The 26,835-nt window shown below is 56.6% G+C and carries 23 protein-coding genes; 16 read left to right on the forward strand and 7 right to left on the reverse strand.

From position 1 onward, the window contains the following. The first annotated feature begins 700 nt into the window (after positions 1-700). The 16 genes from tssA to CKW21_RS14490 all read left to right on the forward strand — a co-directional run bounded on the left by tssA (position 701) and on the right by CKW21_RS14490 (position 21,030). Positions 701-2,257 carry a type VI secretion system protein TssA gene (tssA, locus tag CKW21_RS14415; RefSeq protein WP_095194619.1) on the forward strand — a complete coding sequence of 519 codons (1,557 nt, stop codon included), beginning with the start codon at positions 701-703 and terminating at the stop codon, positions 2,255-2,257. Positions 2,258-2,289: 32 nt separating this feature from the next. Next, positions 2,290-2,793, forward strand: a complete 504-nt coding sequence (gene tssB, locus CKW21_RS14420) for a type VI secretion system contractile sheath small subunit (RefSeq protein WP_095194620.1) — start codon at positions 2,290-2,292, stop codon at positions 2,791-2,793. A 29-nt stretch (positions 2,794-2,822) separates the two neighbouring features. Beyond that, the gene (gene tssC, locus CKW21_RS14425) at positions 2,823-4,295 is read left to right on the forward strand and encodes a type VI secretion system contractile sheath large subunit (RefSeq protein WP_095194621.1); all 1,473 of its coding nucleotides are present in this window, start codon (positions 2,823-2,825) and stop codon (positions 4,293-4,295) included. 13 nt (positions 4,296-4,308) lie between these two features. Continuing rightward, positions 4,309-4,719 (forward strand): type VI secretion system baseplate subunit TssE, encoded by a 411-nt coding sequence (gene tssE / locus CKW21_RS14430; RefSeq protein WP_095194622.1) that lies wholly within the window; start codon positions 4,309-4,311, stop codon positions 4,717-4,719. Positions 4,720-4,734: 15 nt separating this feature from the next. Then, complete coding sequence (tssF, locus tag CKW21_RS14435; RefSeq protein ID WP_095194623.1) at positions 4,735-6,522, forward strand: type VI secretion system baseplate subunit TssF; 1,788 nt, start codon at positions 4,735-4,737, stop codon at positions 6,520-6,522. Further along, positions 6,486-7,502 (forward strand): type VI secretion system baseplate subunit TssG, encoded by a 1,017-nt coding sequence (gene tssG / locus CKW21_RS14440; RefSeq protein ID WP_095194624.1) that lies wholly within the window; start codon positions 6,486-6,488, stop codon positions 7,500-7,502. The genes tssF and tssG overlap by 37 nt, the downstream gene beginning before the upstream one ends. A gap of 3 nt (positions 7,503-7,505) precedes the next feature. Then, on the forward strand, positions 7,506-10,112 hold the full coding sequence (gene tssH / locus CKW21_RS14445) for a type VI secretion system ATPase TssH (protein ID WP_095194625.1): 2,607 nt from the start codon (positions 7,506-7,508) through the stop codon (positions 10,110-10,112). Positions 10,113-10,122: 10 nt separating this feature from the next. Next, a complete protein-coding gene (locus CKW21_RS14450) occupies positions 10,123-11,640 on the forward strand; it encodes a sigma 54-interacting transcriptional regulator (RefSeq protein ID WP_095194626.1) in 1,518 nt (505 codons plus the stop codon). Between the two features lie 76 nt (positions 11,641-11,716). After that, positions 11,717-11,857: a type VI secretion protein gene (locus CKW21_RS14455; protein ID WP_095194627.1), complete on the forward strand. Its 141-nt coding sequence runs from the start codon at positions 11,717-11,719 to the stop codon at positions 11,855-11,857. A gap of 17 nt (positions 11,858-11,874) precedes the next feature. Continuing rightward, the gene (gene tagH / locus CKW21_RS14460; protein ID WP_095194628.1) at positions 11,875-13,065 is read left to right on the forward strand and encodes a type VI secretion system-associated FHA domain protein TagH; all 1,191 of its coding nucleotides are present in this window, start codon (positions 11,875-11,877) and stop codon (positions 13,063-13,065) included. 5 nt (positions 13,066-13,070) lie between these two features. Further along, positions 13,071-13,571 (forward strand): type VI secretion system lipoprotein TssJ, encoded by a 501-nt coding sequence (tssJ, locus tag CKW21_RS14465; protein WP_095194629.1) that lies wholly within the window; start codon positions 13,071-13,073, stop codon positions 13,569-13,571. Between the two features lie 2 nt (positions 13,572-13,573). Beyond that, complete coding sequence (tssK, locus tag CKW21_RS14470) at positions 13,574-14,905, forward strand: type VI secretion system baseplate subunit TssK (RefSeq protein ID WP_095194630.1); 1,332 nt, start codon at positions 13,574-13,576, stop codon at positions 14,903-14,905. 5 nt (positions 14,906-14,910) lie between these two features. Then, the gene (gene icmH, locus CKW21_RS14475; RefSeq protein ID WP_095194631.1) at positions 14,911-15,804 is read left to right on the forward strand and encodes a type IVB secretion system protein IcmH/DotU; all 894 of its coding nucleotides are present in this window, start codon (positions 14,911-14,913) and stop codon (positions 15,802-15,804) included. Beyond that, positions 15,804-19,307, forward strand: coding sequence for a type VI secretion system membrane subunit TssM (gene tssM, locus CKW21_RS14480; protein ID WP_095194632.1), 3,504 nt, complete (start codon positions 15,804-15,806; stop codon positions 19,305-19,307). Before icmH ends, tssM begins: the two co-directional genes overlap by 1 nt. Next, the gene (locus CKW21_RS14485; RefSeq protein ID WP_095194633.1) at positions 19,307-20,035 is read left to right on the forward strand and encodes a PP2C family serine/threonine-protein phosphatase; all 729 of its coding nucleotides are present in this window, start codon (positions 19,307-19,309) and stop codon (positions 20,033-20,035) included. Before tssM ends, CKW21_RS14485 begins: the two co-directional genes overlap by 1 nt. Beyond that, entirely contained in the window at positions 20,032-21,030 is a 999-nt protein-coding gene (locus CKW21_RS14490; protein ID WP_095194634.1) for a serine/threonine-protein kinase, read from the forward strand. The genes CKW21_RS14485 and CKW21_RS14490 overlap by 4 nt, the downstream gene beginning before the upstream one ends. 24 nt (positions 21,031-21,054) lie before the next feature. Here the strand turns inward: CKW21_RS14490 and CKW21_RS14495 are convergent, their stop codons facing one another. From CKW21_RS14495 to CKW21_RS14525, 7 genes are all read right to left on the reverse strand, one after another. Then, positions 21,055-22,992 carry a DUF4105 domain-containing protein gene (locus CKW21_RS14495; protein WP_371917523.1) on the reverse strand — a complete coding sequence of 646 codons (1,938 nt, stop codon included), beginning with the start codon at positions 22,990-22,992 and terminating at the stop codon, positions 21,055-21,057. 20 nt (positions 22,993-23,012) lie between these two features. Further along, positions 23,013-23,333: a DUF2388 domain-containing protein gene (locus CKW21_RS14500; RefSeq protein ID WP_095194636.1), complete on the reverse strand. Its 321-nt coding sequence runs from the start codon at positions 23,331-23,333 to the stop codon at positions 23,013-23,015. Positions 23,334-23,361: 28 nt separating this feature from the next. Beyond that, positions 23,362-23,679: a DUF2388 domain-containing protein gene (locus CKW21_RS14505; RefSeq protein WP_095194637.1), complete on the reverse strand. Its 318-nt coding sequence runs from the start codon at positions 23,677-23,679 to the stop codon at positions 23,362-23,364. Between the two features lie 107 nt (positions 23,680-23,786). Beyond that, positions 23,787-24,104 (reverse strand): DUF2388 domain-containing protein, encoded by a 318-nt coding sequence (locus tag CKW21_RS14510; RefSeq protein ID WP_095194638.1) that lies wholly within the window; start codon positions 24,102-24,104, stop codon positions 23,787-23,789. 142 nt (positions 24,105-24,246) lie between these two features. After that, the gene (locus CKW21_RS14515; RefSeq protein WP_095194639.1) at positions 24,247-24,456 is read right to left on the reverse strand and encodes a DUF1127 domain-containing protein; all 210 of its coding nucleotides are present in this window, start codon (positions 24,454-24,456) and stop codon (positions 24,247-24,249) included. Between the two features lie 258 nt (positions 24,457-24,714). After that, positions 24,715-24,930 (reverse strand): DUF1127 domain-containing protein, encoded by a 216-nt coding sequence (locus tag CKW21_RS14520; protein WP_028619839.1) that lies wholly within the window; start codon positions 24,928-24,930, stop codon positions 24,715-24,717. A gap of 319 nt (positions 24,931-25,249) precedes the next feature. Next, positions 25,250-26,743 (reverse strand): acetyl-CoA hydrolase/transferase family protein, encoded by a 1,494-nt coding sequence (locus tag CKW21_RS14525; protein WP_095194640.1) that lies wholly within the window; start codon positions 26,741-26,743, stop codon positions 25,250-25,252. Positions 26,744-26,835: the final 92 nt, after the last annotated feature.

The raw sequence follows: 26,835 nt of genomic DNA on the forward strand, positions 1-26,835 counted from the left end.
GATGCTGACATCACTTCGCGACTAAACGAAGGGTGGCGGCTGTACGCAGGTTAGTCGGTCCGGGGAATTGAAGAAGCCGGCGCACCCTAAGGTGCCCTGCGCACAGCCACCATCAAATGCAGGTAGGGAATACCTGTCTGACAGACGCTTGTGCAACTTCAATTACCAGCGGGCGACTAAACCCGACCACTGACGATCAGTGACGGAAATCAAGTTACCGACCGGCCCCAAGGCGCACAAGCCGGCGGATTCTGGCGTACCCGTAGGCAACGGCGCAAGGTGTCGTAGCTTTCCTGAAGTAAATCTGACGATTCTTAAACATGGGGTTGTTGAGTAGGTGTTGATCAGTGGAGTACAGATCAAGAAGCATTCAGTGACATAGATTTCGTTGCTTTAACTACTATCAATTTCGTGAGGCATTGAACACTAAATAATGCGCAAATAATTGCACTATAGAGATTGCTGTTTAATCAATATTCTTCAGTTTATTGCTGTCTTACACCGGGGAATGGCAAATCGCATGGAATACAGCGACTTTTCCTACATATTCGGCCTCAATTTCATAATAAGTTCTCCAGCCTTCAACGGATGGCCTTTGCTTCGTGGGTTCGGACGTACACTTGCCCAACATCCAAAACCTGGCTTTTTCGTAATCCTGTCTACTTGCAAGGGTATTCCTTGACGTGAGTTGTAAGTTTCTATGACATATTCAACTAAACTATCGGCGCATTATCTTGAATTAGCCAAGTCACCAGTCTGCAACGGTAATTTTGCAGGGGAGGATGTTCGCTATTCGAGCGAATACGAAGCGTTGGAAAGTGAGTTGGATAAAGCTCGATCCATGCAGGAACGAGGTCAGATTGATTGGTTGAAAGTTCGCGAGAACTGCGAAAGCCTGCTGCGGACTCAGTCCAAGGATTTACGGGTGGGCGTCTGGCTGACATGGGCCTTGTACCAGGGTGAGTCTTTCCAGGGACTGTTGGCCGGCCTCGGGTTGTTGCGTCACCTGTGTGAAAGTCACTGGACCGAGGTTTACCCGAAAAAATCCCGTACCCGTGCTGCCGCGATCAACTGGTTGGTGCCGCGTCTCGAAAAGGTGCTCACTGAAAACGTCGCGATCAAAGAGCAACTGCCCTTGTTCCATTGTCTTGTGGAGCATCTGGAAGGGCTTGATGCCATTTGCACCAAACGCCTAGGCGACGACGCACCTTTGTTGCTACCCATTTCCCGTCGCCTGAAAAATCTGGTGCAACGCACAACCGAGCATCAATCGACACCCAGCGTCGTTGAGTCCGCAGTGGCTCAGGTCAAACAGGTTGCCACGCAGCTATTCAACCCCTGCACGCCCATTGATAACGAAAAAGATGCCCATAAAGCCTTGCGTGCCCAACAGGACAGCGCGCGACCGCTGTGTGCCTGGTGGCTCAAACAAAAGGCGACCGATCTGCGCGCATTACGCCTCAACCGTACGCTGCTCTGGCTACCTGTCGACACATTGCCCGAGCGAAACGCCGAGCAGATCACAGCCCTGCGCGGGTTACCCGTCGACAGGCTCCAACTCTTACAAGAGCACTACGAGCAAGCCCGATACGCTGATTTGCTGGTGGAGCTGGAGTCCAGTCTGTCCAAGGCGCCGTTCTGGTTTGACGGTCAGCGGATGGTTTGGGAATGCCTTCAGGGATTGAACGCAGAGATGGCCATGCGTGAAGTGGAAATCCACTTCGCACTATTGATTCAGCGTCTGCCTGGCATCCTCGAGTTGCGCTTTCATGACGGCGCTCCATTCGCTGATCCGGCCACCCGTACATGGGTCAATACCCAAATCATGCCGCATTTGCAAAGTCCCCATGCACCGCGCTCCGCAGAAATCCTTGAGGCTTTACCGGCTTGGGAGCAGGCCCTGGAAGACGTCCAGCCTGTCTTGCGTAAGGACGGCCTCAAGGCTGCCGTGCAGATTCTCAAGCAGGGCCTGCTGGCCGCTCACGGCGGGCGGGCGCGGTTTTTCTGGCAGTTCGCACTCGCACGCCTGTGCTTCATGGCCAGGAAGTTTGAATTGGCCAAGACCCAACTTGAAACCCTCGACCAGACATTAAGGGACGCAGGCCTGCACGCCTGGGAGCCGGATCTTGCGTTGCAAGTGCTGCAGTTGCTGCATAGCTGCTGCGAGTCATTGCCGCAGAACCACGCGGTGCGCGAATGCAAGGAAGAGATTTATCGCAGGCTGTGCCACCTCGATATCGAAGTGGCACTCGACTAGGCCCCAGGGCCACAACCGCAAGGAGAATCGCCATGGCCAAAGAAGGCTCGGTAGCCCCCAAGGAACGCATCAACGTCACTTTCAAACCCGCCACTGGTGGTGCTCAGGAAGAGATTGAACTGCCGCTGAAACTGCTGGCGATCGGTGACTACACCCAACGCAAGGATGACCGGAAAGTTGAAGATCGCAAGCCGATCAACATCGACAAGATGACCTTTGACGAAGTACTGGCCAAGCAGGAGTTGCGGGTGACATTGGGTGTGCCAAATCGACTTCAGGATGACAGCGGCTCAGATGAATTGGTTGTGGATCTGCGTGTCAACTCGATGAAGGATTTCAATCCGGCCAGCCTGGTCGATCAAGTGCCGGAACTGAAAAAACTGATGGAGCTGCGCAATGCGTTGGTTGCGCTCAAGGGGCCTCTCGGTAATACACCTGCGTTCCGCAAGGCCATTGAAGGCGTTTTGGCAGATGACGAATCCCGCAGCCGCGTACTGGGTGAGCTAGGGCTCAACACCGATGCTCAACCCGCCTGAATCTGCCACCCGTCAAGGAAGCCAATACCGTGAATACAAATGCAGCGCAGCAGCATGGCAACGAGAGTGAATACAGCATTCTCGACAGCATCATTGCCGAAACCCGTCTGAGCCCTGACGACGAAGCCTACGCCATCGCCAAACGTGGTGTATCGGCGTTTATTGAAGAACTACTCAAGCCCCAGAACAATGGTGAGCCGGTCAAGAAAGCCATGGTCGATCGGATGATCGCCGAGATCGACAGCAAACTCAGCCGCCAAATGGATGAAATCCTCCACCACCCTGACTTTCAGTCGGTGGAGTCCTCGTGGCGAGGCCTGCAGTTGTTGGTTGATCGCACCAACTTTCGCGAGAACATAAAGATCGAATTCCTCAGCGTCTCCAAAGAAGACCTGTTGGATGACTTCGAAGATTCACCGGAGGTGATGCAGTCTGGCTTGTATAAGCACATTTACACCGCTGAGTACGGCCAGTTCGGCGGCCAGCCGGTCGGAGCGATCATTGCTAACTATTTCATGTCGCCGAGCTCGCCGGATGTGAAGCTGATGCAGTACGTGTCCAGTGTCGCCTGCATGTCCCATGCGCCTTTCATCGCAGCGGCGGGTCCAGGATTTTTCGGCTTGGAGAGCTTTACCGGCCTGCCTGACCTGAAAGATCTGAAAGATCACTTCGACGGCCCGCAATTCGCCAAATGGCAGAGTTTCCGCCAATCAGAGGATGCGCGTTACATGGCGCTGACTGTTCCGCGTTTCCTGCTACGCAATCCGTACGATCCGCAAGAGAACCCGGTGAAATCGTTCGTCTACAAAGAAACCGTGGCCAACAACCACGAGCACTATTTGTGGGGCAACACGGCTTACGCGTTCGGCACGCGACTGACCGACAGCTTCGCCAGGTTCCGCTGGTGCCCAAATATCATCGGCCCGCAAAGCGGCGGTGCGGTTGAGGATCTGCCGTTGCACCACTTCGAAAGCATGGGCGAAATCGAAACCAAAATTCCGACCGAAGTGCTGGTGTCCGATCGCCGTGAATACGAGCTGGCGGAGGAAGGGTTTATCGCCCTGACGATGCGCAAAGGTAGCGACAACGCAGCTTTCTTTTCCGCCAGTTCCGTGCAGAAGTCGAAACACTTCGGCATCAGCGCCGAAGGCAAGGTTGCAGAACTGAACTACAAGCTCGGCACCCAATTGCCGTACATGATGATCGTCAATCGCCTGGCCCATTATTTAAAGGTACTGCAGCGCGAGCAACTGGGTTCGTGGAAGGAACGTACTGACCTCGAGCAGGAGCTCAACAAATGGATTCGCCAGTACGTAGCCGACCAGGAAAACCCGAGTGCTGAAGTCCGTGGTCGTCGACCACTGCGCTCAGCGCAGATCATTGTCAGCGATGTCGACGGGGAACCGGGCTGGTATCGCGTCAGCCTCAATGTGCGTCCGCACTTCAAGTACATGGGTGCCGATTTCACCCTGTCTCTGGTTGGCAAGCTGGACAAAGAGTAAGAGAAGCTGACTCATGACTGGATATGGCAGCCTCTTCGAGCGCCTGGGCGGAGATGTGGAAAAACGGGTTGGCTGGAGTCGCGAAAACTCTGCCATGGCGTCTGTGGCTGCCCATCTGGCCAAGATGCTAAGTACCCGTATGGGCAGCGTGCAGACATTGCCCGACTACGGATTACCCGATCTCAATGACATGCGCCTGAGTCTGCACGACTCCCTGAGTCAGGCGCGTCTGGCCATTGAACACTTCATTGAGGCCTACGAACCTCGTCTGAGCAAAGTCCAGGTTTCTCCTGGAGTGCGCGATGACGATCGACTTCGCCTGTCCTTCAGCATTGAAGGTTTGTTGGAAATCGATGGCTTCAAACGTCAGGTCAGTTTTACCGCGTGCCTGGATGGCAGTGGACAGGTCAAGGTCAGCCAATGACAAATGGAATTCTCGATGTCTTTTAACCACTACTACCAAAGCGAACTGACCGCACTCCGCCAGTTGGGCCGTCGTTTCGCCGAGCGTAGTCCGGCATTGGCACCTTTCCTGGGCCAGCCCGGACGTGATCCGGATGTAGAGCGGTTGCTTGAAGGCTTCGCGTTTTTGACCGGGCGTCTGCGGCAGAAACTTGACGACGAATTGCCGGAGCTGTGCCAGTCGTTGATGCAGTTACTGTGGCCCAACTATATGCGACCGTTGCCGGCGTTCAGCATTTTGCAGTTTGCTGCATTGACGCGTTCGGAACCGGCATTTGTGGTTGAACGCGACACACCGGTGGAGAGTGTGCCGATCGACGGTATGCGTTGTCGTTTTCGCACGTGCTACTCGACCGAAGTCTCAGCGCTGAATCTTATCGGGCTGAATTATTCGGCCAAAGGCGATGGTTCGCTTTTGAGCTTGCGACTAGAGATGAGCACTGACGGCCATTTTGGTGAGCTGGCGTTGAATCGTTTGCGCCTGCACTTCACGGGCGAACGCTACATCAGCCAGATGCTTTACCTGAGCCTGTTGCGTCATCTGCATGGCATCGAGTTAGTCCCGTTGGATGGTGCCGGCAAGCCAATCGCTGGGGTGAAAGACATGCCGATGGCACTCCGGTTACCTGGTAGTCACGTGCAACCGGTAGGTTTTGCCGAAGAAGACGCATTGGTGCCTTACCCGTTGAATACCTTCCGTGGTTATCGCTACCTGCAGGAGTATTTCGCTTTCCAGGACAAGTTCCTGTTCGTCGATATCAACGGACTCGACCTGCTCAAGACTTTATCCGAAGACAGCATGAAACAGGTGCGAGGTTTGGAGTTGCGCTTTGATATTCGCAAGAGCGCATCGCAGCAACTGTGTCCGACCCTGGACAACATAAAGCTCCACTGCACACCGATCGTCAATCTGTTCACACACGACGCGCTGCCAGTGCGTCTCGACGGCAAACAAGATGAGCACTTGCTCCTGCCAGCCGAGTACGACCCGCAACACTGCGGGGTGTTTTCGGTTGAAAGCGTCACCGGATGGAGAACTGGGGGGCTGGGTAATCGGGAGTATGTGCCGTTCGAATCCTTCGAGCACGATCCAAGTTTCGATGTGCCGGTCAGCCGCCCGCATTACAGCGTTCGCCAGCGTTCATCCTTGCTTCACGACGGTCTTGATACCTATCTGAGCTTCGGCATTCAACATTGCGAAGTACAGGAAACGCTCTCGGTCGAGCTGATGTGCACCAACCAAAACCTGCCGCGCAAGTTAAAGCCCGGTGACATCAACCAGCCTTGCAGGCAGACGCCCGAGTTCCTGCGTTTTCGCAACATCACTTCGGTCACATCATGTTTTGCGCCGCCGCTCAATCAGGACTTCCTCTGGAAGCTGATAAGCAATATGTCGCTCAACTATCTGTCCCTGGCCGACGTCAATGCTTTGAAGCTGATTCTCGAAACCTACGACCTGCCACGCTACTACGACCAGCAGGCTGAGAAAGTCAGCAAGAGGCTGCTCGGCGGGCTGAAGTCGATCAAGCATCAGCATGTCGACAGATTGCACCGTGGATTACCGGTACGAGGCTTGCGCACCGAACTGGTCATCGACCCACAGGGGTATATCGGTGAGGGCGATCTGTTCGTGTTCGCTTCGGTACTCAACGAGTTTTTCGCACTTTACGCCAGCCTCAATTCGTATCACGAGCTGCGGGTAATCAGCACACAAGGAGAGGTCTATCAATGGACACCGCGCATGGGGCTTCAGCCCCTGCTTTAAGCGGGCTGAGCCGGGCAATTAGAGAATATTCACTGTTTCAGGCTGTGCGACTGGTGATTGATCGGCTGCGCGAGATATATCCGCATCTGAGCGAAGACCAACTGTACGACCAGCTGGAATTCCAGGCTAATCCGAGCCTTGGTTTTCCCGGTAGCGACGTGGACCGTGTGGAGTTCTTTGAAGAGCACGGGCAGATGCGCGCGCGGTTGCGATTCAACCTGATAAGCCTGGTGGGTTCCGGTTCACCGCTGCCTGCGTTTTATGCCGAACAGGCCTTGAGGGACGGCGAAGAGGGTAACCCGACCCGCAATTTCCTCGATCTGTTTCATCACCGATTGCAACGGCTGATGTGGCCGATCTGGCGCAAGTACCGATATCACGCGGGCTTCCAGAGTGGTGCCCTCGATTCTTTTTCTTCGCAACTGTTTGCCCTGATAGGTCTTGGTGGCGAAGAGATCCGCAAGGCCCGGGAGTTGAATTGGAAGCGCTTGCTGCCGTACCTCGGTCTGCTCAGTCTGCGAGCGCACTCGGCAGCCTTGATCGAGGCAGTACTACGTTACTACTTCAAGCACGCCGAGCTGACCATTGAGCAATGCATCGAGCGTCGCGTCGCGATTCTCGACGAGCAACGCAATGGCCTCGGGCGCAGCAACAGCAAACTCGGTGAAGACCTGGTACTGGGCGAGCACGTTCGCGATCGAGGCGGAAAATTCCGGATTCATATTCGCCAACTCGACTGGCAACGCTTTCATGAATTCCTGCCGCTCGGTTTCGGCTATCAGCCGTTGTGTGCGCTGGTGCGATTCACCCTGCGTGATCCGCTCGACTACGACATTCGTCTGGCCCTGCGTCAGGAAGAAATTCGCGAGCTGCGCATCGGTGAGCTGAATGTCTGTCATCTGGGTTGGACAAGTTGGCTGGGCCGCGAACGCGCCGACGGCGTGGTGACACTGAGCAGTAAAAACTCATTAAGGATGTGAGCAATGATCACTGTGGACCTGCAACAGCTTATCCAGGCGCTTGACGCCGAAAGCCGTCACGACCTGGAAAGCTCTGCCGAGCGCTGCATCGCCCGTGGTGGCAGCAAAGTGCTCGTCGAGGATTTTCTGCTGGCGTTATTGGAGCGCCCACAAGGTTTGCTAGGTCGTGCCCTGCAAGACGCTGAAGTAGATGCCAGTGAGTTGGCGGTCGCGTTGCAATTGCGAGTCGAGAGCACCGCTTCGCAGCGACCTGTGTTTGCACTGGAACTGATTCAATGGCTACAGGATGCCTTACTGCTGGCAACTCTCGAGTTGGGTGAGAGCGTGATTGGACAGGCCTCACTGATCCTCTCTTTGTTGTGCAATCCACTGCGCTACGCCGGTAGCCGTTACCAATTGTTGCTCGCGAGGCTGAACATTGAGCGAATTAAAGAATTCGCGTTATCCCGGATTGAGCCGCCAGCCACCGGCAAACCGGTTGGATCCGCTGAATCCTTATTGGAACGCTTCACTCACAACCTGACTCAACAAGCCCGTGACGGCAAATTGGACCCGGTGTTGTGCCGCGATACTGAGATCTGTCAGATGGTCGATATTCTCGCCCGTCGTCGCAAGAACAATCCGATCGTGGTCGGCGAAGCGGGCGTGGGGAAAACGGCCATTGTCGAAGGCCTGGCATTGCGCATCGCTGCCGGTGAAGTACCGCCGGTGTTGAAAGGTGTTGAGTTGTTGTCCCTGGACATGGGGCTATTACAGGCCGGCGCCAGCATCAAAGGTGAGTTCGAGCGGCGCCTCAAGGGTGTAATTGATGAAGTCAAGGACAGGCCAAAGCCGGTGATCCTGTTCATCGACGAAGCTCATGCGCTGATCGGCGCGGGAGGCAGTGCCGGTGGTTCCGATGCGGCCAATCTGCTCAAGCCAGCGCTGGCTCGTGGCGAGTTGCGAACCATCGCCGCCACGACCTGGACGGAGTACAAGAAATACTTCGAAAAAGACCCGGCCCTGGCCCGACGTTTTCAACCCGTGCAATTGCATGAACCAACTATCAGCGAAGCCGTGACAATCCTTCGCGGGCTGGCTCCGGTGTATGAGAAGAGCCACGGCATTTACCTTCGCGATGACGCTGTGGTGGCAGCGGCTGAATTGTCTGCTCGCTACCTGACCGGTCGTCAACTACCGGACAAAGCCGTTGATGTTCTCGACACTGCATGTGCCCGCGTGCGTATCAGCCTGGCTGCTGCTCCGCAAAGTCTGGAGCGTTTGCGTGGCGAACTGGCTGAAGGTGTCCGCCAGTGTCAGGCCATGTGTCGGGACGCCGAGGCGGGATTGCTGATTGATCATAAGGTGCTGGCCGCCCTGCAAGAACGCCTCGTCCTGGTTGAGTACGAAAGGGCTGAACTGGAGTCGCTGTGGACTGAGCAAAAGGAACTGGCCGAACGTCTGCTGGATCTGCGTCAGCAACTGGCAAGGGCCCGGGAAGAAGCTGTCACTAGAACAGTTTCAAATGAGGAGCAGGCACCGGACATCGAAGTTCTGGGAGTTGCGCTCAACGAAGTCCATCGCAACTTGACTGATTCGCAAGTCAGACAACGCCTGGTGAGTTTTGAAGTGTGCCCGCGTCTGGTGGCTGAAGTCATTAGTGCCTGGACGGGAGTGCCGTTGTCTCAACTGGCCCTTGAGCACAACGCCAGGATCGCCAGCTTTGCTACTGACCTGCGCAATCGTATTCGTGGTCAGGAACAAGCCATCGAGATACTGGATCGCTCGATGCGTGCGACAGCCACCGGCCTGAACAATCCTGAAGCGCCAGTGGGCGTATTTCTGCTGGTTGGCCCGAGTGGCGTCGGCAAGACCGAAACCGCGCTGGCGCTAGCGGATTTGTTGTATGGCGGCGATCGTTTTATTACAACCATCAACATGTCGGAGTTCCAGGAAAAGCATACCGTCTCTCGCTTGATCGGAGCGCCACCTGGTTATGTCGGTTACGGGGAGGGCGGCATGCTTACCGAAGCCGTGCGTCAGAAGCCGTATTCCGTTGTATTGCTTGATGAGGTCGAAAAGGCTGATCCGGACGTACTTAACCTGTTCTACCAAATCTTTGACAAAGGCTTGGCCAACGATGGGGAAGGGCGCCAGATCGACTTTCGAAACACGCTCATTCTGATGACCTCCAATCTGGGTAGCGAGCGGATCAGCGAGCTGTGCGAAAACGTTGCACGACCACCCGTGCAGGAGCTCGAAGCCTCCATTCGCCCGATTCTCATCCAACACTTCAAGCCGGCGCTGCTGGCACGCATGCGCATAGTGCCGTATTACCCGGTCAGTGGACCGGTACTCTGTGAACTGATCGAGGTCAAGCTTGGCCGCTTGAGAGAGCGCCTGCATCGTCGTCAGCTGGATTTCGGCTATTGCCAGAACCTTGTCGATCACTTGGCCGGGCTTTGCACGCAAAGCGACAGCGGTGCCCGTCTGATTGACCAGTTGCTGGATCGGCATGTGCTGCCCCGGGTGGCTGACCGCTTGCTTGATGCAATGGCAACCGGTGATCACTTCACACGTGTTCATGCGACGCTGGATGTTGATGCCGGCGTCATCTGCGAGTTCGCTTGAGATGGGGGTAATGCTCGCTCAAACGCCTCAATCGCTGGCGTATGCCGAAGCCTTGCTGGATCAATTCGCCAGTTTGTCTCAGGCGGCGGACAGCGCTGTATTGCTGGGTGACTTTCTTCGTGCAGTGACGCAACTGAGTGATTGCGAGCTGGCGCAATTATATTTGCTTGACGCAAACCACGGCTGCCTGGAACTGAACTCCGAACACCTGAACGGCATTTTGCAGCCTCGGGACAGGGCGGACTTCCCGATGGATTTCAACGATGCGCAACTGCTGCAATACGCCCTGCGCCAGAACCGCGTGGTGTGCCTCGACTCCTTGAGTGACAGCTTGTACGAAACCAGTTTTTTGCCGCTCCAGAGCAAACCATGGAAATCGTTGTTGTGTGTGCCTCTGCTAAATCGGCAAAAGGGCGTTGAGGGTTTAGTGCTCTGTGCCAGCCGCCAACACGTTGATCTGCAAGGGCTTGCCGAGTCACTGGGTCAATTGGGCTCGTTTGTACTTAGTCAGCTGCAACTGCTGCAACGGCTGCGTCTGCCGTCTGGCAACACACGATCTGCATCAGACAGCGTCCCGAATGCCAGCGGTTATGGACTGATAGGCAATAGTCCGGCCATGCGCCGAACCTATTTGCTGATCAGTAAGGTCATGCATAGTCCTTACACCGTGTTGTTGCGCGGCGAGACGGGTACTGGCAAGGAAGTGGTTGCGCGGGCAATTCACGATGGTGGTCCTCGGCACTCTCGACCACTTATCGTGCAGAACTGCGCGGCATTCGCCGAAAACCTCTTGGAAAGTGAACTGTTCGGCTACCGAAAAGGTGCCTTCACCGGTGCCGACCGCGATCGCGCCGGGCTGTTCGATGCGGCTAACGGCGGCACCCTGTTCCTGGATGAAATCGGCGATATGCCGTTATCCCTGCAAGCCAGGTTGTTGAGGGTTTTGCAGGAGGGTGAGGTTCGGCCGCTGGGTTGTAACGATACCCATAAGATCGACGTACGCATTATCGCGGCGACCCACCGTGATCTGGCGTTGCTGGTCAGGGAAGGAAAATTCCGTGAGGACCTGTACTACCGTCTCGCGCAATTTCCAATCGAACTGCCGGCCCTGCGTCAACGCGCAGGTGACATCCTCGATCTGGCCCGGCATTTCGCTGAAAAGGCCTGCACATTTTTGCAACGCGATAGCGTGCATTGGTCTGAGGCGGCGCTGAGTCATCTGGCCGCTTATGCCTTTCCCGGCAATGTGCGCGAACTCAAAGGACTCGTCGAGCGTGCGGTGTTGCTGTGCGAGGGAGACGAATTGCTGGTCGGACACTTTTCTCTGCCTATGGATGCAATTACGCAAGATAGCAGCCTGCACTTGCGCGAGCGCCTTGTGCAGGTCGAACGCAGTCTGGTGATCGATTGTCTGCGTAAAAACAACGGCAATCAGACGATTGCTGCCCGGGAGCTCGGGCTGCCGCGCCGTACGCTGTTGTATCGCCTCGCACGTTTGAACATCAAGCCAGGTGATCTCGATGGTTAATCCTCTGGCTACGGATGATCGGTTCCCTGAGTCCGCTCAACCGGTTCCAACCTCTTTTGTCTTTCGGAGACCTCGCATGCCTGTTCGTCACTGGCAGGCCGCTTTGCTGGCGCTCGTCGTTTTATTCGGTGTTGGCGGCTGTGGCGGTAACTATAAGTACAACGACAACACCTATCGCCCCTTGGGTGATCCACAGGCAGTCAATCGCGGCAAGTAAATACAGGGAGCACCACCTTGGAACTGGTTTTAGAAATGCTGAACAACAAACAGTTCGTGCCGACCGATTTGTGCCAGAAAACTTTCACACAGTCTGGTGGATTGATCGGTCGGGGCGAGGATTGCGACTGGGTTATTCCCGACCGCAAACGTCACCTTTCCAGCCACCACGCAATGATCAGCTATCACGAGGGCGTGTTTTACCTGACCGATATCAGCAGCAACGGTATCCAGGATCAAGTCAGTGGTACCCCACTAATGAAGGGGGAAGCGATTCGTATCGAGACCGGCAGTATTTATGCGTTGGGCGACTTCGAGATCCACGCGCGACTGAGTCATGACTCTGCATTCTCAGGCGCCGAAGCCTGCCGTCCTTCCAGGACAGGCAACATCATTCCTGATGATGTGTTCCTTGAGTTCGATCCGTTGAGGGGCATTGATCAGATGGAGCGTTCTTGCTACGAGCTCGATGAACTGAAGGACTTCGAAGTGCCGTTTCAAGCACCCATGCAATGCGCCGACTATGCACGCATCGACATGGAAAATCTGACGGTACCGCAGCTGGTTGAAACTCCGTCAGGACCCGCATCAGTCAGGCCCAAGGTAACCGAGCCTCAGCGTGAGGATTTCTGGGAGCGCTTCGGTGCCGCACTGGGAGTAGATCTCAAGGGCCTCGACCCTGTCGCCCGCGAAGCAGTAGCGCTCGATGCCGCCCGATTGCTCAAGCAAAGCGTCTGCGGCTTACAGCAAAGCCTGCGCACCCGCAGCGAGCTGAAAAACGAGTTGCGGCTTGCCCAGACGACCCTGCAAGGGTCACCCACAAACCCGCTGAAGATCGGCGTTGGTGCAGGTGAGGCGCTGGGGATGCTGTTGGCCAATAAACCAGGCCAATTATCAGCAGAGCAAGCGATCTCTCGTGTTTTCCGTGATCTACAGGCGCACCAAGTGGCGTTGCTGGCCGGCAGTCGCGCAGCGCTTCGAGGGACTCTGGAGCATCTCTCACCACAACAGCTGACCTTGCGTTTCGAGCGCGATAACAAGTCACTGATCGCCACTTCCGGTAGCCGTTGGAAAGCCTATGGCCGTTACCACCAGGCCCTGCTACAGGATGACGACTGGAGCGAGCGCTTGCTGACGAGAGACTTTGCACTGGCCTATGAAGAGCAGATTCGCCTGATCTCCACTCTCCATTCTGACCTCCAGGGATGACACACATGTCGCGCCGTTGGACTGTTTCAATCAATGCGCTGACCGGTCTCGCAGCGCTGCTGTTGCTGGCTGGTTGCTCGGTGTTATCGCCGTATTCCGGTATGACCAAACTCAATCTGAAGCTGACCGCCAGTGATCAACTGAATCCGGATCTCCATGGGCGTCCATCTCCGATTGTCGTGCGCTTGCTCGAGCTGAAGCACCCGGTTGCGTTCGAGAACGCCGACTTCTTCAGCCTTTACGAGCGCGCGGCGTCATCCCTGATGCCGGATCTTGTGACCAGTGAAGAGCTACAGCTACGCCCCGGGGAAACTGTAGAACTCAAGCTCAGCGTGCAAGGGGAGAGTCGCTACGTCGGCATCCTCGCTGCCTACCGTGACCTACCTGAAACCAGGTGGCGCTTCACCGTGCCACTCACGTCTGGGGGAATTACCAACTCGGACCTCAAGCTCGACCATGCAGGGATTCGCAGCAGCAATGAAACTCTTGCCAAGGCAGGTGATTGAACATGCATACCCATAAAGTCTTGTGGCAAGAAGGCATGTTGCTGCGTCCGCAGCACTTGCAGCACAGCGATCGCTACCACGACCATCAGTTGAAAGCCCGAACACAGCTTGTAGGCAGTTACATCTCGGGTCTCCTGAACCTGGAAATCGATCTGCAGTTTCTCAAGATGGGGAAAGTGGTTCTCAACTGTGCCTCGGGGATCCTGCCGGATGGCAGTCTCTTCGAAGTGGGAGGCAGCACCAGACCCCTCATCCTGGACATACCTGCCAACACCGTCAATTCACCCATCTATCTGGCGTTGCCGCTAGTGACCGGCAACCATGTCGAATCACGCCGTCCGGAGCAAAGCGACGTACTGGCGCGTTACATCGCCTATGAAATTGAGATCGCCGACTCCAATGCGGGAGACGGTTGCACCAGCACGGTGAGTTGCGCCCGTCCGGACTTGCGCTTAATGCTAGGCGAACAGCAAAACGATCAGGCCTTTGTAAAGCTGAAAGTCTGCCAAGTACTCGACACCACTCCCGATGGTGTGATCACCCTAGATCCGGATTTCGTGGCGACGTACCTGCAGGTGCACTCGTCCAGCTATCTGCTCTCTTGTCTGAAAGAGGTCATCAGCATGCTCGGCCATCGGGGGGACGCCATTGCCGAGCGGATTCGCTCCAATGGCAAGGTGGGGGGCGCGGAAGTGGGCGATTTCATGATGCTGCAATTGATCAACCGTACCGAACCACTGTTGCGTCATTACCTCACCAGGGAGCAGCTTCATCCTCAAGAGCTGTACTGCATACTGCTGACCCTGCTGGGCGAACTGGCTACTTTCTCCAGCGAAAGCAAGCGCCCTGGACTGGACAGTCGCTATGAGCACAGTGACCAGGGCACAAGCTTCCGTAAACTCATGGAGGCGATTCGTCAGGTTCTATCGATGGTGCTGGAACAGCATGCCGTCGAGTTGCCGATGCAGGCGCGTCAGTACGGAATCATTGTTTCGCCGTTGCACGACCATAAATTACTGGGCTCGGCCTCGTTCGTACTCGCCGCCAGTGCTCAATGCGATGGCGAAGAACTGCGTCATCGATTGCCGGCGCACCTCAAGGTCGGTCCGGTGGAGAGCATCCGTCAACTGGTCAATCTTCATTTGCCGGGTATCAAAGTCAGGCCATTACCGGTAGCCCCGCGACAGATCGCGTTCCACGCCAACAAAACCTATTTCATCCTCGAACTCAGTTCCGAATACCAGACACAACTCGAACGCTCTGGCGGCTTTGCGTTCCATGTCTCCGGTGAATTCGCCGAGCTCGAATTGAAATTCTGGGCCATCAGGAACTGAGCAACATGATCAAGGACATGGAACATCATCAGGACGACAAAACCGTGCTGCTCGATCGTTTGGGTCATGGACCGGCGCAGGTAAACCTGACTGACTCTACCGCACCACCGCGTTTCGAGCAGTTGGAGGCGCGCATGATTTACGCCGCTCGACAGCGGCCGGCACATACTTTCAGCATCAGTCTCAACGCGTTGGTGGCGGCGGCATCCGGCCTGCTATCGGAAGTGGTGCGGCTCAAACAGACCGGCGCCGGTGAAGACTTGCCAACCCTTAACCAGCGGTTGAGTACCGCGTTGGTAGATTTTTTTGATAACGCGCTACACAAGGGTGTCGAAAGCGGCCGGGTATCAACCGCACGTTACATACTGTGCACAGTTGTTGACGAGGCCGTGGCGACCTCTGCGTGGGGTAAAGAAGGCGAGTGGTCGAAAATGAGCCTTTTGAGCACATTTCACAATGAGACGTCAGGGGGTGAAAGATTCTTCCAGCTCCTTGATCGTCTATCAAAAAACCCGGTGAAGCACCTACCGATGCTGGAGCTGATGTATCTGTGCCTGGCGCTTGGATTCGAGGGCAAATACCGAGTTCAGTCGCGAGGCCATCAGGAGCTGGAAAATCTCCGTGATGCACTCTATCGACAGATTCACCAGTTGCACGTAGATGTTCCGCGTGAACTTTCACAGCACTGCAAGGGTGTTGGTGAAGGCCCGCGGCGCGGTCTGGTGCAGATTGTGCCCTGGTGGATGGTGACGCTGATTACCGGGGTGTGCCTGATCGTTATGTACTCAGGGTTTGCCTGGGTATTGGGTGAGCAGCGCGCTTTGGTTTTAAAGCCATTCCAGCAAATTGAGCAAGCAGCGGTTCAATCGCAGTCGCACCAATTGAAGGGGCGCAGGTGATGATCAAGCTCTTCAGAAGAACCAGCCCTTTCCTGAAAAAGACGTGGATCTGGAGCCTGTTGTTGGTGTTGTTTGTCGCACTGCTGGTGTGGCGCATCGGACCGCTGTTGGCGGTGGATGATTACAGGTTCTGGGAAAGTCCCACCTCGCGACTGCTGAGCATCAGCGTGTTGTTTCTGGTCTGGGGCCTGACCATGGTTTTCGTCAATTGGCGCGCCGGTGTACGCAAGCAGATCCTGGAAAGCTCCGAAGACGGTCGGGCAAGTCTGTTCCGTCATCAACAGATCAATCAGGAACTCACAGAACTGAAGGTGCGCTTTAAAAATGCCCTTCACACCCTCAGGACTTCTAGCCTCTATCGCGGGCGTCGTGAATTGCCGTGGTACTTGCTGATCGGTCCTCAGAGCAGTGGCAAAACCAGTTTACTGGAGCGTTCAGGCCTGGAGTTTCCGCTCAATTCGTTCGACCGTACGCTGACTCGCGATTTGCCCAGTACAGAGTATTGCGATTGGTACTTCACTGAGAACGGTGTGCTGCTCGAGACGGCCGGCCGCTACCTGACTCAGTCAAACGTCGAAGTCGACGCCAGTGGCTGGAGCTCTTTACTCTGCCTTTTGCATAAACGATGTCGCAGCAGACCGCTCAATGGTGTGATGGTGATGCTCCCGGTGCAAACCTTGTTCAGCCATGACCATGAGAGTTTGGAGGCTTTGGCGAACCACGTGCGTTCACGTTTGCAAGAGATACAGCAAAGGCTGCACGTCGACCTTCCGATCTACTTGGTGTTAAGTAAAACGGATGATCAGCCGGGTTTTCACGAGTTCTTCGATCAACTGACCCGGGAGGAAAAGGAGCAGGTGCTGGGCGCCAGTCTGAGTGAAGCATCGCTGGCGTCTGTCGCTACCGCGGTACGCATCGAATTCGAAGCATTGCTACAGCGCCTCAACAGTCAGGTGATCATGCGCATGCATCAAGAGCGCGACCCTCTGCGTCGAGGCCGCATTCTCGATTTTCCGCATCAATTGGGTCAGGTTGGTGAAGGGCTGTGCAAATTCGTCGAAAAGACATTTAGTAGTAGCCGTAATCCGCACACGGGCCAATTACGCGGTTTCTACCTCACCAGTGCCACTTACTCAAGCAAACCGCAGGATCACCAAACTGGTGCCGGTGAAGGGCTGAAATATGGGGCGGCGCCGGTCCGGCATGCTGGGCATTCGCGGTTTATCCACCATTTGTTCAGTCGGATAATCTTTTCCGAATCCGGTCTTGTCGAGCTGGACAAACGTGAGCGCAACCGTCTTTCCTGGATGCAGCGCGCGCTGTATGTGGGGGCGCTGACTGCATTGAGTTTGTTTGGTTTTTTATGGGCCTGCAGCTTCTCGGCCAACCATGAGCGCTTGGATAACCTTCGTGCTCTGGCGCAGACCTGGATTCAACAGCGATCGACCCTGAGTGCACAAGATGAATGGCTGCCGGCGCTCGAGTCCCTCGACACCAGCTTCGCGGCAACTCAATTGTTCCCTGACAAACGCGATGTCTCGTACCACGAGCGGGGTGGCTTGTACCAAGGTGTAGAGGTAAATACGGTGATCAGAAGCGCCTACGAGCGCGAGCTTGAAGCGCAACTTCTGCCGCGGCTCGCGACGCTGCTGGAAGGGCAGATCCGCACCAACATGAAAGACCGCGAACTTTTGCTCAACGGCCTGCGTGCATACCTGATGCTGAGCAACCAGGATCGCCGCGACGTGGCATGGCTTAAGGATTGGGTTGCCACGGATTGGTCCGTGCGATACGCGGGCAATACTTCAGTGCAAAACCGCTTGAACGCCCATATTGACCATTTACTAGCACTACCATTCAGCTACCCCCTCAATGATTCACTAGTGGCCCAGGCACGTCAGAGCTTGCGCAGCGAATCCCTGGCCAATGTGGTTTACCGAATGCTCCACGAGCAGGCTCGCATTCTCCCGGAGTACCGTTTGAGTCAGCATCTGGGGCCACAGGGTGCACTATTGATTGGCACTGATCATCCGATCCCTGGCTTTTACACCCAGCAGGGTTATCAGCAGTATTTCTCGGTCCGGGGCGCTGCGCTGGTCACCGACATTTTGCGCGACAACTGGGTGCTGGGTGAGGTGTCGAACATCAGCAACATGGACTTGCGACGCTTAATGGTCGAGCTGGAGCAATTTTATTTCCGTGACTACGCCAATGCATGGGGCGATGCGATGGGGAGGGTTGCTTTACAGCCCATCAACCACGCACTCGAAGGGGCAGAGCAGCTGGCCGGCCTGACATCTGCCAACTCGCCCGTGATGCAACTGCTCGTGCAGGTGCGTGAAAACACTCATTTCCCGGTGGTCACCGATGCTGTAGATGACGTAGCGACAGCCGCACAAACATTGGCAGAGAAGAATGGCAAGGTTGGAAAACTCGCCGTCGCCACATTAAAAAAAGCATCAGGCGCCTTGGGCAGTAATCTGCCGGACACCGCGAGAAAGGCCCTGCAACGTCGCTTTGAACCTCTCCACCGGTTACTGGATGAAAATAACGGCCCGAGCGCCGACCTGACCCCTGTAATGCACGCGCTCAATGAGCTGCAACTGCAATTGTCGAGTCTGGCTCGTGCCAGCTCACCTGATCAGGCGGCGTATGACCTGGCCAAGGCCCGTATGGCTAACCAGCGTGATGCGCTGAGTCAATTGCGCATGGCCTCAGGTCGCTTGCCGCGACCAGTCGGTGCCTGGTTCAACGTGCTGGCCGAAGATGCCTGGCGTCTGGTGCTGGGTGACGCCTATCAGTACCTGAATCAGCGCTATCAAAGCGAGCTGTACAGCTTCTATGGCAAGGCGATCTACAAGCGTTATCCATTTAGCGCGCATAGCGCCAGCGACGTGGCGATCAGCGATTTTCGCGAGTTTTTCAAGGCTCAAGGCATCGTTGACCGCTTCTTCGACAACTACATGCGTCCATTTGTCAGCGGCGGCCCGGGTAACTACCGTTTGCGCAGTATTGATGGTCAAAATCTGCCCGTGTCTCGGATTTACCTCGATCAGATGGCTTCAGCACACATTATTCGCCAGAGTTTCTTCGCCGAGAACTCCGCCGCGCCGTACGTGCTTTTCAAGCTGGAGCCGTACACCCTCGACCCGGCGGTCAGCCGTTCCGAGTTCCGATTTGGAGACAAGGCCATGGAGTATCGCCACGGGCCAATCGTAGCGGCTTCATTCAAATGGCCAAATGATGCCGAAGACGGCCGCACCAGCCTGGTACTCGAGAGAATGACCGAGCGTCCGATCGGTATCGAGAAAAACAGCGGTCCGTGGTCGCTGTTCCGTTTGTTGGACTTGATGCAGACCGAATACCTCATCGGTCGGGATGTGCTGGTGCTCAAAGCCGATCTGGGTGGCCTGCGCGCCAACTATCTGCTGACGAGTCAACGTGCGCCGAATCCGTTCGATATGGGTGTATTGCGTACGTTCCGCATGCCGGCGCAACTCTGATGTCGATGATCAGCCCCTGGCGTAGTGCTGCGCGTACCGACCCCGGGAAGGTCAGGGGGCGCAATGAAGATGCTTTTCTTGATTGTCCACAGCAGGGGCTTTGGGTGGTCGCCGATGGCATGGGTGGGCATCAAGGGGGCGACATTGCCAGCCAGATGATCGTTGCCAGCCTGGCGGAGTTGCCGATGCACAAAAACTTCGATGATCGACTCATAGGTGTGAGTCAGTGCCTGCATTGGCTCAATCGTCGTTTGGGCCAAGAGTTGACCCTAATGGCCGGGCATCAGGACAGCATCGTCGGCAGCACCGTGGTAGTGCTGCTGGTGGATGGCAGTCGTGCGGCGTGTATCTGGGCTGGCGACAGCCGCTGTTATTTGTGGCGTGACCAATGCTTGTATCAGCTGACCAAGGACCATTCGCTGATGCAGCAACTGATCGACCAGCAGCAGATGTGCGCCGGACAGGCCAGCATTCAACCGCATGCCGGAGCATTGACCCGCGCAGTAGGGGCAAGCGAAGAGCTGACGCTCGAGGTACTGGAATTGATGGTGTATCCCGGAGACTCGTTTTTGCTGTGCAGTGATGGTTTGTATCAAGCCTTGAGCAGCAACGCACTGGGCAGCGCCCTGAGTCTGAATACACCAACGCAAGTGATGGAGCGCTTGTTCGATAGTGCCTTGAGCGGTCCGGCGCGGGATAACCTGACGGGTGTGGTGATTCGCCAATGAGTGAGCTCGCACCAACACCTGAGAAACTCCCGATCTGCGAAGGGGAGGTCGCCGACCTGACCTATTTTGCTTTCGCCAAACCTGCCACCGCATCCCAGGACGCCATCTCGCCCCAGGCCTCCGCCGTCGAATTGCCTGAAGTGCTGTCTGGACGATACCGCATCGAGCGGTTGCTCGGTGCTGGTGGTATGGGCATGGTGTATCGCGCACGGGATCTGTTGCACGAACAGTTCGGTGACCGTGAGCCTTACGTCGCGCTGAAAATGCTCGGTGAAGACCTCGTCGATTCCCCGGACGCCAGCGCCTTCCTCTACAGTGAGTTCGCCCTCACCCAACATTTGCACCATCCGAATGTGCTGCGCTTGAACAGTTTTGAAGTGGACACAGGTTGCCATCGAGCCTTCTTCACCATGGAGCTGATGCGCGGTCTGACCCTCGATAAACTGCTCTGCGAAAGGCCTCTTGGAATATCGTGGCCAGAATTGCGCGATGTCGCGCTCCCGCTGCTCGACGCATTGGACCATGTCCACAGCCGTGGTGTGCTGCACGGGGATCTAAAACCGAGCAACGTGATGCTCAGTGAAGAAGGCGTTCGGCTGTTTGATTTCGGTCTGGGCCGAGCCGATGAAAGCATCATTCCGGGCGTGCCGAAGCTGAGTCGCGACCGATTCAAGGCCTGGACTCCAGGTTATGCCGCCCCCGAATTGCTCGACGGCAAGCCGCTGTCCGTTGCTTCGGACATTTATGCCGTGGCATGTGTGTTGTATGAGTTGGCGGGTGGCAAACACCCATTCCGCCGTTGGCCCTCAACCCGCGCGCGGGATGAGCATCTTGACCGTGAATTGCGAGCCCCCCGGTATTTGCCGAAATACTGTTGGCCCGCGCTACGAAAGGCCCTGAGTTTCGATGTAGCCCAACGCACTATCACGGCCCGGCAACTGTATGACGCCTTCAACACGCAATCGTCGTGGTTGCGACGGTGGGCCGGACGCTGATCTGGGCGATCCGGTTGTAAGGCATCACGGCAACTCCAACCCCCCCGAAGCCTTATGCAATTTACGTAGATGCTCCCCAATCTGCTTCACGTTAGCTTCATTGGCCGCCATTTCCGCAGCGCGTTCCGGTTCGAGCAACGCACGCACTTCCTTGTCCAGATCCCCGCTCAGTGCCTGTAGCTGTTTCTGGCGCAGGCTGCTTTCCGATTCCAGGCGTTGCCATTCATTCGGTTGCGGCAAGCCATAGCCGCCGCTGCCGAGCAGTTCCGCCGGGCGGCTGAGGAAGCCGCTGTTGGCGAGAATTTCCTGCAAGGTTTTGTTGGCCCTGTCCATGCCGCCGTGTTGCAGTTCCCGGGCGCCCAGGTAACGTTGCTTCACTTCGTCCTGGGCCAGCACCAATTGCTGGCGGAAGCTGGCCTGTTCGAGCAGGAGTAACGCGGCGCTGGTGCGCAGGTCAGCCTGATCGAACCATTGGCGGCGCTGTTCGGCTTTCAATGACAGCCAGTCCTCGACCTTTTCCTGCTTGATCGGCAAGTGTTTCTTCAGCACTTCGAACATTGCTTGGTAGCGTTCGCGGAAGGAGTCGAAGCGGTAACCCAGGCGCAGTGCTTCACGGGGGTCGTCCAGCACGCTGGTGTCCGCCAGGCCGCGCCCCTTGAGTACTTCGAGCAGGCCGTTGGGCATGATGCTGTCCAACCCCACCAGTTTCGAATTGTTGGTGCCGCTGCGCAGCAATTTCAGGCCTTCTACGGCGCAGTTGTTGGAGAGGAAGAAGTAGTTGCCGTCGTAGCTCCAGTGCATCTCGGCGGCGTGTTCCACCACCTCATCAATCTCGTTGCGCGACAGGTTCAGCGGCACGGAAGCCAGGCTGCGCAATTCGGTCTTGGTGTATTCATCGATCACCTGGGCCAGCGGCAGCACAAACAGGCGCGACGGGTATTTACCCACTAGCCCATCCCAGCTCGACAGCTGTACGTCGCCGACGAAGGCGCGGTAGGACAGCACCAGATGTTGGTCCAGGTCCAGCCGACAGTCCGGCCCGCGCGGGCGACCGGGCGCACAGATCACCAGCCGCAACATGCTGTGACCCCAGCGGCTGACCCAGTTCTGATTGGCTTCGGCCAGCAGGTAGTCGACGGCATACACCCGCTCGGGGTCGACTTGACCCAGTGGCGTCTTGGCAAAGTCATTGCCGGCGTTAAGGAAGGCGTAGGTTTTGCCGCAGGTGTCTTTGGCGGCGGGCGCCCAGCCGAAGTGTTCCTGGTAGTAGCGGTACAGGGCAGGGCGGCGACAGGCGTAGCCGGGGTCGAGGAGGAAGTACTCCATGTTGACCGCGACGAACTCTTTGGGGCTGCTGGTCTCGTAGATGTCCGGGCTACGCGCGATCTGCCGGTTGTACTGTTCGCGCTCGCCGCGACGGCCTACGTATTGCGGCCAGCCGGCGAGGTCGAGCAGGCGTGGATCGTCGCTGAGGGTAAAGCGGCGGCCGGACTGGCCACGGCATTGGTCGGGAATGCCGATCAGGCCTGAGCTGTTGTCCTGGCGGGTGCAGCGTTGGATCAAGGTACGTTCCGCCGGCGACCACAGGCGGGAACGGTCATAGATGTGGGTCAGTTCGTGCAACACCGTGGCGAGCATTTCCCGGCGCACAGTGCCATGGGGGCGATAGGTTTTTTGGGTCGCGGCGCTGCCGTCCGTGAGGCTGGCCAGCAGTTTGCGATTCAGATCGAGTTCGGACACCAGCGATGCCTGGCCATAGGCGTTGCCGGGCATGTCATCGGTCCAGCCGACGTCGATGCGCCGGTCCAGTTGCTCGATAAAGCGCGGCGGTAGCGCCTGCATGGCTTCATCGAGCAAAGCCTGGCTGGCTTGCTGTTGTGCGGGACTCAAGCCTTCGGTCTTGAGGTGTAATTCAAGGCCTGCGTGGGCGCTGTTGCCCAATAGCAACAGCGCCCCGGCCATCAGCCAGGCTGCTGGAAACTTCACAGTGCGAGGATGGCTTCGGCGAGTACCTGATCACTGGCGTCACGGGCTTCCGGTACGCGGGTGCGCAGCATGTCGAAGGCGGCTTCCAGGTGCGCACCGCGAATATCGCCATTGGTTGCGACGAAACTGGCGGCGTCGTCGTGGGCTTCACGGACGATTTTCGAATCGCGGATCGACGTGGTGGTGTCGGAAGTGAAATCCAGTGTGCGCTCGGTGGCACGGATGAGGATGTTACTGGTGGCAACCAGGGTATGGGCCTGGGCCATATCGGCCAACAACAACAGGCCAAGGGTGGCGGCAATCAGCGGGCTACGCATGGAACGACTCCGGAGGAACTAAGGATAACTATTGGACGAGAATTGCCTGTGCCAGTTCAAGATCGCTGACATGAAGTTTTGGCTGGGTCTGACGCAGATAACGCAGGGCCGACTCCAGTTGTGCGCCTCTCAGTTGGCCATCGCTGGCAATGAATGCCGCGGCGTCATCCTGGGCGGCGAGCAGCAGTTTATGGTCGAAGGGGGCGGAGGTCACCATGCTTGTGGCGTAACCGCTGGCCACGATGCCTTGGGTCGACAGGTTAAAGGCGTCGAAGGCGCAGGCAGTACCCGAATAATTGGCCGCAAGAAAGGCTGAAGTGAGTAACAGATTCGAAAGAAAACGCATGAGACTCGACGGTTGAAAGCGAGTCCCAAGGCTAGCGCAATGCCCGTTCTAGAGCCAGCGCCGAAACACGGGGACACGTCGGGCGTGTCCCATGTCAGGGAAGGCGCTTAGATCGCGAGGATCGCCTGCGCCAGTTGTGCATCGGATGCGTTCAGCTGTGGTGCTTGATGGCGAATGTGATCGAGGGCGCTTTCCAGTTTTACGCCGCGAATGTTGCCTTCGCTGGCAACGAAGCTGGCGGCGTCATCACGGGCGGCGAGTACGATCTTGTCATCGCGGAAGGATGAGGTGACGTCCGAGGTCGCGTCGGAGGTGGCTTTGAGTGCACCGACGACGGCATCGGTGGTCACGATGAAGCTGGTGGCGTGGGCATTGGCAGCCACGGCAAGCAGGGCTGCAGCGCTGAGCAGGCGAAGACGGGACATGGTGTAGCTCCTTTGGTAAATCAATTGAAAAATGGCGCGGTGTCTGGAGAGTCAGACGTTAGACACTCCGCATTCGCCACGTTCTGTTCTGATATTAGGCCTGCGCATAGCCATTCGAACAGTCCCATCTGTTCGGGCGACATCAGCGCCAAAAGGGTTTGTCTAATTCGTTGATTCGCTCGGCGTGGCTGATACCCAGGTCTGAAAGCTGCCGATCATCGAGCTGGCCCAGTAAATACCGGGTTCTGCTCCTTTCCAGGCTGTTACAGAACCTGCAGAGCAATCCGCGGAGCCAATTCAAGCGACGATTGGATTGAGGCGTGGAAAGGGACGTGTCCTGAGCGTGATTCATGGTGCAGTCCTTTTGCGGTCGTGGTGGGATTCAAGAGTGATCCCGGCCGCAGGCTGGCAACAGACACACTGGGGTTAAATTGTACTGGTTCAGTTATGCATTTTTCTAAACTGTATCTGTACGGCGTTTCATCTTCTGTGTCGCCTGTTTTAATTCGCCAAAACGACAAAGCCCGTCGTGGTTTCCCACGACGGGCTTTGTTTGTTCAATTCGGGTTGCTGGCGATGGACCCTGTGGGTCAGAGCCAGCGACGCTCACTTAGCGCCAGAACGGCTTGCTCAGCTCTTCGTAGCGTTGTGCTTCGCTAATCCCGGCATCAGCCAGCAGACGCGAATCCAGGCGAGCCAGTTGGTGGCGGCTGGAGATGCGGCGCTGCCACAGCATCAGGTTGGCGATAACGCGCAGAGGCATGGAAGCCTGGGTTTTTGCAGCGGTGTTTTCGAAGAACAGATCGGAACTGAGTGTACGTTCCATGGTTTTCATCCTTCCGCTTGTGGCGGGATTAGGTAGTGGTTTAACTGGTGCCCATGATCCTCCTGTTTGCCTAGTCTCTGTAGATACAGTTCACCTGTATTGTGAGAGCTCAGTTAACTGTTTATAGGGGGTGTACTGGTCTAAATTGAGGCAACTGTACCTATCTGCACTGTTGTGGTGCGATTTTGCTGATTTGGTCTCGTGGCGTAGGGTATTTTTGTAGGAAATAACCGGTACAGCAGTACAGTTTTTGGCGAGTTTTGACTTGGCAATAGCACGCTGGCGAAACTGTGTTTGCGCCAGCGGTTATCTGTATTCATTACACGGCAAGCATTCGCCCGGTTTCTTCCAGGTTCATGTGCCAACTCAGGGCATCGCGCAGGATATGTGGCGTGTGTCCGCCGATGGCGCAAGCAGCATTGAAGTAGTCATTCAATGCCTGGCGGTAGTCGGGGTGCACGCAGTTGTCGATGATGACGCGGGCGCGTTCCCGGGGCGCCAGGCCACGCAGGTCGGCCAGGCCGACTTCGGTGACGAGGATGTCGACGTCATGCTCGGTATGGTCAACGTGGCTGACCATCGGCACCACGCTGGAAATGGCGCCGCTCTTGGCGATCGACTTGGTCACGAACACCGCAAGGTGCGCATTGCGCGCGAAGTCGCCGGAACCGCCTATGCCGTTCATCATCCGCGTGCCGCAGACGTGGGTGGAGTTGACGTTGCCATAAATGTCGAACTCCAGCGCCGTGTTGATGCCAATGATGCCGAGGCGACGGACCACTTCGGGGTGGTTGGAAATTTCCTGCGGGCGCAGCACCAGTTTGTCCTTATAGCGCTCCAGATTGCCGAACACATCGGCGTTGCGACGGCTCGACAGCGTGATCGAGCTGCCCGAGGCAAAGCTCAACTTGCCGGCGTCGATCAGGTCGAAGGTCGAGTCCTGCAGCACTTCGGAGTACATCGTCAGGTCTTCGAAGGGCGAGTCGATCAAGCCGCACATCACGGAGTTGGCGATAGTGCCGATCCCGGCCTGCAGCGGGCCGAGCTTGTTGGTCATGCGTCCGGCGTCGACTTCCTGCTTGAAGAAGTCGATCAGGTGATCGGCGATGGCCTGGGTGTCTACGTCCGGCGGCAATACGGTGGAAGGTGAGTCGGACTGGTTGGTGACCACGATTGCGACGATCTTTTCCGGCGGAATCGGGATGGCGGTGCTGCCAATGCGATCGTCGACCTTGACCAGCGGAATCGGTGTGCGGGTCGGGCGATAGGTCGGGATATAGATGTCGTGCAGACCTTCGAGGTTCGGGTTGTGCGCGAGATTGATCTCGACAATCACATGTTTGGCGAAGATCGCGAAGCTGGCGGAGTTGCCCACGGAAGTGGTCGGCACAATATGGCCTTGTTCGGTGATGGCGACGGCTTCGATGACCGCGATGTCCGGCAGCTTCAATTGCTGGTTGCGCAGTTGCTCGACGGTTTCCGAGAGGTGCTGGTCGATGAACATCACGTCCCCGGCGTTGATCGCCTTGCGCAGTGTGCTGTCCACCTGGAACGGCATGCGTCGTGACAATACGCCGGCTTCGGTGAGCTGTTTGTCGAGGTCGTTGCCCAGGCTGGCGCCGGTCATAAGGCTGATCTTCAGCGGCGTGACCTTGGCCCGCTCGGCCAGTGCATGGGGTACGGCCTTGGCTTCGCCGGCGCGGGTGAAGCCGCTCATGCCGACGGTCATGCCGTCCTCAATCAAGGCGGCAGCCTCGGCGGCACTCATCACTTTATCCAACAACGAAGGCAGGCGAATTCGGTCACGGTACATGGATTGTTATCTCGGGCAACGGGTACAGGAAGCGCAGTCTATTGAATTTCGCCGGTCCCTGTCCCGCTACCAAGGTCGCAAAAGAGGCCTCT

The sequence above is a fragment of the Pseudomonas sp. Irchel 3A7 genome, assembly GCF_900187565.1.
GTDB lineage: Bacteria > Pseudomonadota > Gammaproteobacteria > Pseudomonadales > Pseudomonadaceae > Aquipseudomonas.